Source organism: Coriobacteriaceae bacterium (genome assembly GCA_025993015.1).
In the GTDB taxonomy this organism is placed as follows: domain Bacteria; phylum Actinomycetota; class Coriobacteriia; order Coriobacteriales; family Coriobacteriaceae; genus Collinsella.
In genome coordinates, this window is sequence record DAJPFV010000001.1 from 2,162,141 (window position 1) to 2,174,840 (window position 12,700).

Annotated in this window: 13 protein-coding genes; all 13 read left to right on the forward strand. The window is 60.8% G+C overall.

Annotated features, from left to right (window positions below; all coding sequences use genetic code 11):
• Positions 1-25 precede the first annotated feature (25 nt).
• The 13 genes from OIL77_09425 (at position 26) to dusB (ending at position 12,700) form a co-directional block, all read left to right on the forward strand.
• On the forward strand, positions 26-793 hold the full coding sequence (locus tag OIL77_09425) for a dihydroorotate dehydrogenase electron transfer subunit (GenBank protein HJI45620.1): 768 nt from the start codon (positions 26-28) through the stop codon (positions 791-793).
• 14 nt (positions 794-807) lie between these two features.
• Positions 808-1,716 carry a dihydroorotate dehydrogenase gene (locus OIL77_09430; GenBank protein HJI45621.1) on the forward strand — a complete coding sequence of 303 codons (909 nt, stop codon included), beginning with the start codon at positions 808-810 and terminating at the stop codon, positions 1,714-1,716.
• On the forward strand, positions 1,710-2,426 hold the full coding sequence (gene pyrF / locus OIL77_09435) for an orotidine-5'-phosphate decarboxylase (GenBank protein HJI45622.1): 717 nt from the start codon (positions 1,710-1,712) through the stop codon (positions 2,424-2,426). The genes OIL77_09430 and pyrF overlap by 7 nt, the downstream gene beginning before the upstream one ends.
• A 239-nt stretch (positions 2,427-2,665) precedes the next feature.
• Positions 2,666-2,974 carry an integration host factor gene (locus OIL77_09440; protein ID HJI45623.1) on the forward strand — a complete coding sequence of 103 codons (309 nt, stop codon included), beginning with the start codon at positions 2,666-2,668 and terminating at the stop codon, positions 2,972-2,974.
• Positions 2,975-3,544 (forward strand): guanylate kinase, encoded by a 570-nt coding sequence (gene gmk, locus OIL77_09445; protein ID HJI45624.1) that lies wholly within the window; start codon positions 2,975-2,977, stop codon positions 3,542-3,544. It begins immediately after the preceding gene.
• A 5-nt stretch (positions 3,545-3,549) separates the two neighbouring features.
• The gene (locus tag OIL77_09450) at positions 3,550-3,831 is read left to right on the forward strand and encodes a DNA-directed RNA polymerase subunit omega (GenBank protein HJI45625.1); all 282 of its coding nucleotides are present in this window, start codon (positions 3,550-3,552) and stop codon (positions 3,829-3,831) included.
• Positions 3,832-5,076: a tRNA 4-thiouridine(8) synthase ThiI gene (gene thiI, locus OIL77_09455; protein HJI45626.1), complete on the forward strand. Its 1,245-nt coding sequence runs from the start codon at positions 3,832-3,834 to the stop codon at positions 5,074-5,076. It begins immediately after the preceding gene.
• A 213-nt stretch (positions 5,077-5,289) separates the two neighbouring features.
• Positions 5,290-6,003: a helix-hairpin-helix domain-containing protein gene (locus OIL77_09460; GenBank protein ID HJI45627.1), complete on the forward strand. Its 714-nt coding sequence runs from the start codon at positions 5,290-5,292 to the stop codon at positions 6,001-6,003.
• Complete coding sequence (locus OIL77_09465) at positions 6,000-8,303, forward strand: DNA internalization-related competence protein ComEC/Rec2 (GenBank protein ID HJI45628.1); 2,304 nt, start codon at positions 6,000-6,002, stop codon at positions 8,301-8,303. The genes OIL77_09460 and OIL77_09465 overlap by 4 nt, the downstream gene beginning before the upstream one ends.
• Positions 8,304-8,381: 78 nt before the next feature.
• Complete coding sequence (holA, locus tag OIL77_09470) at positions 8,382-9,344, forward strand: DNA polymerase III subunit delta (GenBank protein ID HJI45629.1); 963 nt, start codon at positions 8,382-8,384, stop codon at positions 9,342-9,344.
• 133 nt (positions 9,345-9,477) lie between these two features.
• Positions 9,478-9,744 carry a 30S ribosomal protein S20 gene (gene rpsT, locus OIL77_09475; GenBank protein ID HJI45630.1) on the forward strand — a complete coding sequence of 89 codons (267 nt, stop codon included), beginning with the start codon at positions 9,478-9,480 and terminating at the stop codon, positions 9,742-9,744.
• A gap of 96 nt (positions 9,745-9,840) precedes the next feature.
• Positions 9,841-11,652: a translation elongation factor 4 gene (gene lepA, locus OIL77_09480; GenBank protein ID HJI45631.1), complete on the forward strand. Its 1,812-nt coding sequence runs from the start codon at positions 9,841-9,843 to the stop codon at positions 11,650-11,652.
• A gap of 4 nt (positions 11,653-11,656) precedes the next feature.
• Positions 11,657-12,700 carry a tRNA dihydrouridine synthase DusB gene (dusB, locus tag OIL77_09485; GenBank protein ID HJI45632.1) on the forward strand — a complete coding sequence of 348 codons (1,044 nt, stop codon included), beginning with the start codon at positions 11,657-11,659 and terminating at the stop codon, positions 12,698-12,700.

Below are 12,700 nucleotides of genomic sequence, written 5' to 3' on the forward strand. Positions count from 1 at the left end.
TATGCCCACACCTTCCACTGCACGCATGCACGACTTCGAGGTCGTCTCGAACCAGGAGATCGCCGATGGCATCTTCTCGCTCGTCATCTCGGCCCCCAAGCTTGCAAGTGCGCTCAAGCCCGGTCAGTTTGTGAACATCGCCGTGCCCGGCGATGCGTCCTCGCTGCTTCGTGTGCCCCTGAGCTTCTATCGCGCCGACGCCCAGGCCGGCACCGTCGAGCTGTGGTACGCCGTCGTGGGTGACGACACCCGTCGTCTGTCGCAGATGGCCCCCGGCTCCAAGTCCAACCTGTTGGGCCCTGGCGGCCGCGGCTGGCTTGTTCCCGAGGGCACCAGGAAGGCGCTGCTCGTGGCGGGCGGCATCGGCGTTCCGCCCGTGCTGTGCCTTGCCGGCATGCTTGCCGAGCAGGGCGTGGATGTCGACGTTTGCCTGGGCTTTGGCACCGCTTCCAAGGCCGTGGGTGTCGATGAGTTCCGCGCGCTGGGCGCCACGGTTAACGTGTGCACCGATGATGGCACGCTGGGCACGCACGGTTTTTGCACCGACCCGGCAGCCGAGCTGCTCGGCGAGGGCGGCTACGATTACGTCGCCAGCTGCGGTCCCGCCGTCATGATGAAGAAAGTCGCCGCCGCTGCCGCCGAGGCCGGTGCGTACTGCGAGGTGTCGCTCGAGCGCATGATGAGCTGTGGCTTTGGTGCCTGCAACACCTGCAATGTCGAGACGGTCGACGGTATGAAGGGTGCTTGCATGTGCGGCCCCGTGTTCGATGCTTCCAAGGTGGTGGTCTTCTAGTGGGTACCGTGAACATGGCCGTCGATTTCGGCGGCGTCAAGATGCAGAACCCCATCAACACCGCAGCCGGTACCTTTGGCTACGGTTGGCAGTTCCAGAACTTCTTTGATGTTTCCCAGCTGGGCGCCATCACCACCAAGGGTTGCGCTGCCGAGCCCTGGCCCGGCAACCCCGCGCCCCGCATGGCCGAGATTCCCGGCGGTATGATCAACTCCGTGGGCCTTCAGAACCCCGGCGTGGCCGCCTTTGCCCGCGAGTCCGGTCCGTGGCTCGAACAGCTGTCCAAGGACGGCTGCCAGGTCATCTGTCAGGTTGCCGGCCACTCCGTTGACGAGTTTGTCCGCGCACTCGAGATGTATGTTGAGCTGTGCCCTTGGGCTGCCGGCTACGAGATCAACGTGAGCTGCCCTAATATCGCCGCCGGCGGTGCCGCCATGGGCTCCACGCCCGAGGGCGCCTCTTCCGTTATGGCTGCCTGCCGCAAGGTGACCGATAAGCCGCTGTTCGTAAAGATGGCTCCGGTCAACGTCGCCGAGATCGCCAAGGCCCTCGAGACTGCCGGCGCCGACGGCCTTTCGGTCATCAACTCCATCCAGGGCATGGCCATCGACGTCCATACCCGCAAGTCCCGCGTGGCCAAGCCCAAGGGCGGCCTTTCGGGCCCGCTGTGCCACCACATCGCCGTTCGCATGGTCTGGGAGGTCGCCCAGGCCGTCGATATCCCCATCAACGGCGTCGGCGGTGTCATGACGGGCGAAGATGCGGCCGAGTTTATCCTGGCTGGCGCCACCTGCGTGTCGGTCGGCATGGCCAACTTCGTCGATCCGTGCGCTTCGCTCAAGATTGCGCACGAGCTCGAGGCCTGGGCCGAGTCCCAGGGCGTGAAGGACATCAACGAACTGGTAGGTGCTTTCGAATGCTAGAGACCGATGCCCGCGACCGTGTGATCGTCGCCCTCGACTGCGACCGTGAGCGCGCACTCGAGCTCGCCCACGAGCTTTCTGGTCATGCCGCTTGGCTCAAAGTTGGCATGACGCTCTATTACGCTGAGGGCCCCGAGATCGTCAAGACCTTTAAGGACCTGGGCTTTAAGGTCTTCCTTGACCTTAAGTTCCATGATATTCCGCATCAGGTTCGCGGTGCCGCCCGTTCGGCCTCGCTTGCCGGTGCCGACCTGCTTTCGGTTCACGGCTTGGGTTCGGGCGCCATGCTCGCTGCCTGCCGCGAGGGTGCCGAGGAGGCGCGCGAGGACCGCGCCAAGCTCGTCGCCATCACCGTGCTCACGAGTATGAATCAGGATGCCTTGAGCGAGATCGGCGTCGAGTCGCCCGTGGCCGAGGAGGCCGCCCGCCTGGCAAAGCTCGCTCAGGCCAACGGCATCGATGGCGTCGTGTGCTCGCCGATGGAGGCTCACGACATGCGTGAGCTGCTGGGTCCTGATGCCCTGATCGTTACTCCGGGTGTGCGTCCGGTGGGTGCCGCCCTTGGTGACCAGTCCCGCGTGGCGACGCCTTCCCAGGCTATCGAGCGCGGTGCGAGCCACATTGTGGTGGGCCGTCCCATCACCGGCGCCGACGATCCGGTTGTCGCCTTTGACGCCATCGTCACCGAGCTGGTCGAAAACGTCGCGTAAAAGATTCCCCTAAGTCACCACTTTTGGGTCTCATTAGCACAAAATAGCCCCTGTGCCTGCGTAAACTTTCCCATCCTTTGTGTGGAATCGCAGGTCAGGGGCTTAACTTTGGGCGCAGTATATTGCACTTTTTGCGGGTATCGTCTAACCTATGGAGCCGCGATTGGGCATTTTGTACGTTTTACGTGCTAAAATGCCAATTATTGAATCAGATATAACCCAACTATTTGGAGGTACGAATGGCACTCCCTCAGCTTACCGACGAGCAGCGCAAGCAGGCTCTTGAGAAGGCTGCCGCCGCACGTCATGCCCGCGCTGAGCTTCGCGAGCAGATCAAGAAGGGCGAGAAGTCCCTCGAGTCCGTGCTCAACTCCGATGACCCCATCGCTTCCCGCATGAAGGTTTCCACCCTCATCGAGTCCCTCCCCGGCTATGGCAAGGCTAAGGCCGCCAAGATCATGGAGGAGCTCGGCATCTCCGCTACCCGTCGCGTCCAGGGCCTCGGCGTCCGTCAGCGCGAGCAGCTCCTCGAGCAGCTGACCAAATAAGTGAGCGCTCAGGATTCAAAGCTCTTTGTGATTTCTGGACCGTCAGGCGCAGGCAAGGGCACGCTCGTCACTCGTGTGCGCGAGCGTCGCTCCAACCTGGGCCTGACGGTTTCGGCTACCACGCGAGCACCACGCAAAGGTGAGGTCGACGGCGTCAACTACTTTTTCCTGACGCGCGAGGAATTCGACCGCCGCGTGGCAAACGGTGAGTTTGTTGAGTGGGCCGAGGTCCACGGCAACTGCTACGGCACGCTGGTGAGCGAGGTTCAGTCCAAGCTCGCCTCGGGCGCGTCTCTGATCTTGGAGATCGATGTCCAGGGTGCCCTGCAGGTGAAGGAGCGTTTCCCCGAGGCCGTGCTGATCTTTATCAAGCCGCCTTCGCTCGAGGTGCTTCGCGAGCGTCTAGTCGGTCGCGGTACCGAGACGCCCGAGACGATTGAGCTGCGTATGGCAAACGCCGCCGATGAGCTTGCCCTTGCTGACCGCTACGACGACGTCGTGGTGAATGACGATCTCGACCGCGCGACCGATGAGCTCGTTCGCGTTCTCGATATGCATGAAAGGATCTGAGGTCCGTGTCCGTTGTAAAGCCTTGTATTGACGATCTTCTGGAGAAGACCGATCACAACCGCTTCCTGCTCGCTTCGCTTGCCTCCAAGCGCGCCTGCGACATCAATAGCATGCTGCGTGGCCAGCACAACCGCGTGCTTGCCGTCCAGGATGTTGATGACATCACCATCGGGCTTTCCGGTGCCGATACCATCTCGATGGCTATGGACGAGATTGTCGACGGCGACATCTCTTACGACGAGGCCCGTTACGAGAAGGCGCTCGGCCACAAGGTTGCTGAAGCCTAAATGGCGGCTCGCGTCTGCCTGGTCCACTATCACGAGGTTGGACTGAAGGGCAAGAACCGCGCACATTTTGAGCATATCCTCATGGATAACATTAAGGCGGCTTTGGCCGCCTTTTCCGTGAACGCCGTGTCTCGAATTTCCGGTTATATCCTCGTGACCTTTAACGAGCATCAGGCCGATGATGCGGCGCGTGTCATTCGCACCGTTCCCGGCGTTGCTCGTGTGTCTTTGGCGTATCACACCAACCGCGACCCGCAGGAGTACTGCGCCGCCGCCGTCAAGGCGCTGCGCGAGTTTGGTTCCTTCGATTCGTTTAAGGTGCACGCTAAGCGCTCCAATACCGACTATGAGCTCACCTCGATTGACATCAATCGTCAGGTGGGCGAGGTGTTGTGTGAGGCCTTCCCCGATAAAAAGGTTCAAATGCACGACCCCGATGCAATGGTGCACGTACTGGTGGTCCAGGGTAGCGTTTACGTGTACGCACACTCCGAGCGCGGCGTGGGCGGTCTGCCGGTGGGCTCTGCCGGCAAGGTCGTGACGCTGCTGTCCTCGGGTATCGATTCTCCGGTGGCGACCTGGATGCTCGCGCGCCGCGGCGCGGTGTGCGTGCCGGTACATTTCTCCGGTCGTCCGCAGACGCCCGATACGAGTGAGTATTTGGTGCAGGACATCATCCGTGCGCTTGAGCCGGGTGTCCAGATCGGCCGCCTGTACGTGGTGCCGTTTGGCGACTGCCAGCGTGAGATTTCGGTCACCTGTCCCAGCAACCTGCGCGTGATCATGTATCGCCGCATTATGTATTCGGTTGCTGAGCGCATTGCACACATCGAGGGTGCCAAGGCCATCGTTACGGGCGAATCGCTTGGACAGGTTGCCTCCCAAACGCTTGAGAACATCATGGCCGTCAACGAGGCCGTGAAGATCCCCGTGTTCCGTCCTCTCATCGGTTCGGACAAGCAGGAGATCATCGCGCGCGCCGAGGAGATCGGTACGTTCGATATCTCGACTGAGGCCGCTCCCGACTGCTGCACGCTGTTTATGCCGCGCCGTCCCGAGACGCACGCTAAACTCGATGCCGTGCATGAGGCCTGGGAACTGTTTGATCACGAGGAGATGATTGAGCGCCTGCTCAAGCAGACCGAGTACATCGACTTCGAGAGCAACACATATAAGGCCCCTAAGACCTTAAAACGCAAACATTCGGAGCTTGCTCCGCGTGAGATTTACCAAGATCACGAGTAATTTTGTGCATAGACCGACGATGCGCCTGTATCGTCGGTCTTTTGCTATCTGGGCATTTTGCGACTAAGTGTTCATTTGTCGACGTGTGCCTGAATAAATGGACATTATTTCGCAAGGTTTTGGTCAGCTTTTGGTTTGACCGCAAAAACCGGTTTTGGGGCGTGGCTGTTGTGGAGCTCCTTTCCTGACACGATGGTGTTGGGAGGTTTTGCTATGGCGCAGCGCGAACAACACGAACGAGTCAAAAAGATGGACCGCTGGGCGGGCAAACTGCTCGGTCATAAGGCAGTGGTGATGGCGATACTGGTCGTCATTGCGATGGCGAGTGGACTGGCGATGGCGAACCTTGGCGGCGGTGCCGGCGGCGTGTCGTTTGAGCGCACTGACGGTTCAGGCTCGTTGGTGGAGCCGGGATCCGGCGATGCCTCGAGCGGAAAGACATCCGGAGGCTCTTCGCCTAAGGCGTCTGCCGCGGTAGAGGTCTATGTCGATGTTGACGGCGCCGTTGTGTCGCCCGGTGTATATCGTCTCAAGGACGGCGCGCGGGTGGCTCAGGCGATTGATGCCGCCGGCGGGCTGGCGCCCGAAGCAGACGTTACGGGACTCAATCGGGCATCTAGGGTCGTCGATGGACAGAAGATTCACGTTCCAACGGTAGGGGAGCAGCAGGCGTCCATTGCGGAAGCCGGTGTTGATGGTGGGGCTTCCGCATCGTCGGGCGTTAGTGGCGCAACAGGTCTAGTAAACATCAATACGGCAAGCGCAGAAGAGCTGCAGACGCTTTCGGGCATCGGCCCCTCCATGGCACAGTCGATTATCGATGAGCGGACAAAGAACGGTGCTTTTGCCTCGGTTGACGATCTGATGCGTGTGTCGGGAATCGGCGAGAAGAAGCTTGCCAAAATCAAAGATTGCATCTGCGTATGAGTGCGACGGAGCGCGAGCGTGTGATGCCTCCGCGGCCCCTGCTTCCGTGGACGATGGCCTTGTGTGCCGGCATGTGCATGAGCTGCGCCTTGGTGCTCAACGTGGCCGCTGATGCGCTGCTGAGGGAGCGGGCGCCGGCGGTCGGGCTGCTATGGGCCATTCCCGTTGCGGCGGCGGTATTCGTTGTGCTGGCTCAATCTTGTGCGCGGCTTGCCCCTTTGAAGCGATGGTTGTGTGCCGCGTCCGTCGGTCTCGTGGCGGGAGCGGTCGTCTCGGCGTGGTGGGCTGTGGGTGCGCTAAGCGCCTCGAAGGCGCTCGACGGTCGAGCGGCAAGCGGCCTCGAGTTTGTCGTGCAGGGTGATCCATCCATAAACGACGACGTGTATTCCTATACCTGCGAGGCACGCGCGGACGGTAAGAACTTGGCAACGGTTCGCCTATCGTGTGATCGTGAGCTCAAGGTCGGGGCGCACGTGCGTGTTATCGGTCGCGTTTCGCGTTTTGAGAACGATGCATATGGACGATCGCGCGTGCTCCGAGGCGAGGTACGCAATGTTAAAGCCGTTCGGATTGTGTCGGTCGATGAGGGCCCACCGGGGCCGTTGCTTCGACTGCGAAATGGGCTGCTTGCGTCCATCACGCCTGCGACCGACCCGGCGCGTGCGCTCATAGCCGGTGTCGTCTGCGGTCGTTCGGCCGAGCTGCGCGCCCAGCCGGCGGGCGACTGGTTTTCGGTGACGGGAACGGCGCATCTTATCGCCGTCTCGGGCAGCCATTTGGCTATCGTGGGGTTTGTAATCGAAGGTGTATTGCAAAAGACTCGGTGCTCACGTGGCCTTCAGCGGGCGATATTGGCGATAGCGCTTGTGGGTTACGCTGCCTTTACGGGCGCCTCTCCCTCGGCCGTGCGCGCGTGCTGCATGGTGTTCGCGACGCTTGTCGTAAACGGCGCGGGGCGTCGCCGGCATGGCGCATCGGCACTCTTCGCAACCATGTCCATCTTTGTGCTACTGCGGCCGTCGGTGCTGTTCGAGATGGGTTTTCAGCTTTCATGCGCCAGTGTCTTTGCCATCCTGTGCTTTTGCCCCTATGCGACCTACGCTTTGGGTGAGCTGGGTGTGCCATCGGGCGTTGCCAGCATGCTTTCCGTCACGCTGTGCTCGCAACTGGCGACACTTCCTATTACCATTCCTGCCTTCGGTACGTTCTCGCTCATTGCTCCGCTGGCAAATGCGGTCATCGGTCCGGTGGTGAGCGTACTGCTTGCTGTGTCGATCGTGCTAGTTCCCTTTTCGCTCGTGGGACCGTTGCGGACTTGGGCGCTCGTTGTACCCATGATTGCCGCCCGTTGCGCGCTGTTCTTCGAGCAGCTGTTTGCTGCCATGCCGGGTGCATCCGTGAGCGTGCCGCCCGATAGCGTGTGGATTTACCCAGTGCCGTGTCTGCTGGCGGTTCTGCTGGTCTGGTGGCCGCGTCCCCGTGCACGTCCTATGGCGGTGGGGCTTACATGCCTGATGCTCTTGGCTGCGATTCCGTACGTCTATTGGGATCGATGCGCTCCGCCTTCGGTGACGGTGCTCGATGTGGGCCAGGCCGATGCGATTCTTATCCGCCAAGGCGGCGCAGTAGCTCTCGTCGACTGCGGGCTCGACGAGCGTGTGGTTGCGGCGTTGGTTCGCAATAACGTGCACCATATCGATGCCGTCTTTGTGACGCATTGGGATGAGGACCACTGGGGTGGTTTGCCTGCCGTGCTCGAACAGTTTTCGGTCGGAACGATTGCCGTGGCGGCGGATGCGCTGGAGGATGCTCCTGCCGAGGTATTGAACCGACCTGGCGTGGAGTATCGGCAGGTGCGCCGTGGGGATACGGTCGACATCGGCTCATTTTGCGCTCGCGTGATGTGGCCATTCGAGTTCGTGGATGGCGAGGGAAATGAGGACTCGCTTGTCCTGCTGCTCTCTTATGTTCAGGAAGGCAAGGGCCTGCGAATACTTCTCACCGGTGATGCCGAGCTCGACCAAGAGCGGGAATTCGTGCAGGAGGTGGGGGATATCGATGTCCTTAAACTTGGGCATCACGGCTCCAAGGTTTCAGTCGATGGCGAGTTGCTGGACGTCCTGAAGCCCGAGCTTTCCCTCGCAAGCGCCGGTGAGGGGAATCGATACGGCCATCCGTCCGATGCCTGCATCGATGCCGTTAAGGAAGCGGGTGGTGTGTTCGCGTGTACCATCGAACACGGCGACATTACCGTCACACCGACTGCGAATGGCTTTGCGATGCGATGCCAGCGACCGTGACGACGTCGTTGGCGTGTGGTGGGCCCCTGGGCTAGAATGGCACGGAACGAATACGAAGGCCTGCGGGAGGGGAGCGCAATGTCCGAAACCGGTTTGCTGCCGGCATATCTGATCGTCGGTACCGACGGAGTTAAGCGCGACCACGCCGTCTCGCGTATGAAAGCGCGTCTGGAAAAATCGGGTATGGTCGAGTTCAACCTCGACGAGCGAGACATGACCAAGGACCCCGATATCGAGTCCATTATCGGATCGCTTAACACCTTTCCGATGGGCGGCGAGTTTCGTCTGGTAATCCTCGATGGCTGCTCAAAGCTCGCCAAGGCGGTCTCGGAGCCGCTCGTTGGGTATCTGGCGAGTCCCAGCCCAACAACGGTCTGCCTCATCATCGCCGACTCACTTGCCAAGAATACGCGCCTGTATAAGGCAATCGCCAAGATCGACAAGAAGGCTATCGTCGATTGCTCGGGTACCAAGCGCTGGGAACTGCCGCGCCGTGTTCAGCAGATGGCGACGCAGCGCGGTAAGTCGATTTCGACGGCGGCCGCCGAGGAGCTCGTCTCGCGTTCGGGCGAAAACACGCGCATGCTCGATAACGACTTGGCTAAGCTTGCCCAGATGGTCGAGTCGCCCCAGATTGAACTTGCCGATGTTGAGCGCTGGATTGTACGTACGGCCGAGATCCAACCCTGGGACTTCCTCAACGCCGTCTCGGCTCGCGATATGCGGCGTTCGCTCGAGCTCTTTAAGCTCCTGCCCTCCAAGAGCTACGTGTGGACTTACACATTGCTGTGCGGTCGCATTCGCGAGCTTATCGTCGCCAAGGCGCTCGACGCGCGTGGGCAGGGTCGCGAGCTGGCCGCAACGCTCAAGCTCCAGTCCTGGCAGGTCAAGAATCACCTTACCTGGGCGCGTCGTTTTTCGATGACCGAGCTCGTCGCAGCGCTCGAGGGTGCGGTCGATGTGGAGCTCGCGCTCAAGGGTTCGGCCGATTCTCAGACGGCGCTTTTGCTCTGGATTACGAACATCTTGAGAAAATCGTGATGATACCTGCCTATTTGACAAATTCGTTCTATCCCTTTGAGGGGGAGCGTGCTATAGTAGGCGCTTGCATGACCTCACCGTGTCTCAGAGGTGTCATACATTTTTTGCAAGGAACTCGAAAGGAACTCCAGAAGTGGCAAACATCAAGTCTCAGAAGAAGCGTATCCGCACCAATGAGGCAGCTCGCATGCGTAACAAGGCTGTCAAGTCCGAGCTCAAGACGCTGACCAAGCACGTCCAGTCCGCCGTCGCCGAGGGCGACGCCGAGAAGGCCCAGGCTGCCCTCAAGACCGTCACCAAGCGTCTCGACATGGCTGCCGCCAAGCATGTCATCCACAAGAACCAGGCTTCCAACCGCAAGTCCGGTCTTGCCAAGCTCGTGAACAGCATCAACGCCTAAGTTGTAAATTTCACACCACACAGATTACGCGCATAAATGGAGCCTGTTTTATGGAACAGGCTCCATTTTTTGTACCGCTCGGGTAAGATAGTCCGCATGAATACTTCAATTGACATTTCCCACATCCGCAACTTCTCGATCGTTGCGCACATCGACCATGGCAAGTCCACGATCAGTGACCGCATCCTCGAGCTCACCCATACTGTCGACGAGCGCGACATGGAGTCGCAGCTGCTCGACACGATGGAAATCGAGCGCGAGCGCGGCATCACGATCAAGTCCAATGCCGTCCGCGTCTCTTATGACGCCGACGACGGCGAGACGTATCAGTTCAACCTGATCGATACGCCGGGCCACGTGGACTTTACCTACGAGGTCTCGCGTTCGCTGGCAGCCTGCGAGGGCGCGGTGCTGGTCGTCGACGCCACTCAGGGCGTCGAGGCGCAGACCGTCTCCAACGCGACGCTCGCCATGAATGCCAACCTGGACATCGTGCCTGCCATCAACAAGATCGACCTGCCCTCGGCCCATCCCGATGAGGTTAAGACCGAGATCGAGGATGACCTGGCGATCCCTGCCGATGATGCTGTGTGCGTCTCGGGCAAGACCGGCGAGGGCATTCACGATCTGCTGGAGTCCATTGTCTTTTTGATTTCGCCGCCTAAGGGCGATGCAAACGCTCCGCTCAAAGCGCTCATTTTGGATTCGTACTTTGACGAGTATCGCGGTGTGGTGGCTACGGTGCGCGTCTTCGATGGTTCCATCAAAAAGGGCGATACCCTGCTTATGATGCAAGCCAAGGGCGACTTTTTGGTCGACGGCGTGGGCGTCAAGCGTCCTGCCGAGACCCCGGTCGACGCGCTGACGGTCGGCGAGGTCGGATATGTGGTCACGGGCCTGAAGGACCCCGAGGCCGTGCGCGTGGGCGATACCCTCACGTGGGCCTCGAACCCCTGCCCCGAGCCGCTTCCGGGCTACCGCGAGGCCAAGCCCATGGTCTACACGGGTCTGTTCCCGATCGACAACAAGGACTACGAGAATCTGCGCGACGCCCTCGATAAGCTGCACGTCAACGACCCGTCGTTGGTGTGGGAGCCCGAGACCTCGGTGGCGCTCGGCTTTGGCTTCCGCGTGGGCTTCCTGGGCCTGCTGCACATGGAAGTCGTCAAGGAACGCCTGGAGCGCGAGTTCAACCTGGACCTCATTGCCACGAGTCCCTCGGTCGACTATCACGTCTACAAGACCGACGGCGAAATGATCGATGTCCGCAGTCCGCAGGACCTTCCCGAGGCCACACGCATCGATCGTATCGAGGAACCCTACCTCAAGGCAAAGATCATCTGCCCGCCTGAGTACACGGGTGCCGTCATGCAGCTCGCCATCGAGCACCGCGGCGTCACAACCGACATGATCCACCTGACGAGCAAATCGGTCGAGATGCGCTTCGATATGCCGCTCGCCGAGCTCATCTTGGACTTCTTCGATCAGCTCAAGAGCCGCACCAAGGGCTATGCCTCGCTCGACTACGAGTTCAACGAGTACCGTCCCTCCGAGCTCGTGAAGCTCGATATTTTGCTTTCGGGCGACGAGGTGGACGCGCTTTCGTTTATCGTCCATAAGGACAAGGCATATGGCCTGGCCCGTGGCCTGTGCGACAAGCTCAAGGAGATCATCCCGCGTCAGCTGTTCGAGGTGCCCATCCAGGGGGCTATCGGCAACAAGATCATCGCCCGTTCCACCGTCAAGGCGCGTCGCAAGGACGTTCTTGCTAAGTGCTACGGCGGCGATATCTCGCGTAAGCGCAAGCTGCTCGAGAAGCAGAAAGAGGGCAAGAAGCGTATGAAGGCCATCGGATCGGTCGAGGTCCCGCAGGAGGCGTTTATGGCGATCCTCAAGGTGGACGAGTAGGTCCATGGCGCTTTCTGAATACAGCAAGCGGCTGCTGGGTGCCTATGCCGAGCAGCCGTTCCTTATGGCTCCCATGGCGGGCGTGACCGACCCCGCCTATCGCATCATGTGTCGCCGCCGCGGTGCCAACCTTGCCTACAGCGAGATGGTGAGCGTGGCGGGTCTTGCCTATGCCAGCAACAAGACCTGGCGCCTGGTGCTACCGGCCGACGAGGAGCAGCAGATTTGCGTGCAGCTCTTTGGCTCCAAGCCCGAGCAGTTTGCGAGCGCCGTCGCCGCCGTCGAGGAGCGCGTTGGCGATCGCCTGTCATTGATTGATATCAACATGGCTTGTCCGGCGCGCAAGGTCGTTACCAAGGGCGAGGGCTCGGCGCTTATGCGCACGCCCGATCTGGCCGAGAAGATCGTCGAGGCGGCGGTGGGCGCGGCACATGTGCCCGTGACTGTAAAGATCCGCAAGGGCTTTTATGCCGAGGACCGCAATGCCGCGACATTTGCCCAGATGCTTGAGAGTGCAGGGGCTGCCGCAGTCGCCGTGCATGGTCGTTGCGCCACGCAGCTCTACACGGGCCAGGCCGATTGGTCGGTCGTCGATGAGGTTGCCGACGCTGTCGAGATTCCCGTGATTGGTTCGGGCGATGTGTTCTCGGCCGAGGACGCTGCTGAGCATCTGCACGGCTCGGGTGCCAGCGCGGTGTTTATCGCGCGCGGCATCTACGGCAATCCGTGGGTGTTCGGCGATGCCCGAGCCCTTGCACTCGATGGCACGCCGGTTCCTTCTCGCTCCTCGGTCGAGCGCCTGGAGGCTCTGCGCGAGCACCTGACGTTGACGCACGAGCTTCTGCCGCTCATGTCGCGTGCCCGCACGTACGCAAGCTGGTACTTAAAGGGCATGCCCCATGCCGCCGCCTGGCGCGCTCAGGTGGTGCGTTGCTCTACGTACGAGGAGTTTATGGCGCTGGTCGATGATATCGAGCGCGACGTGGTGGCCTGCGAGGCCGCGCTTGCCGCCGGCGAGTCGGTGCCTGCTCATCCGCTGGAGGCCTAA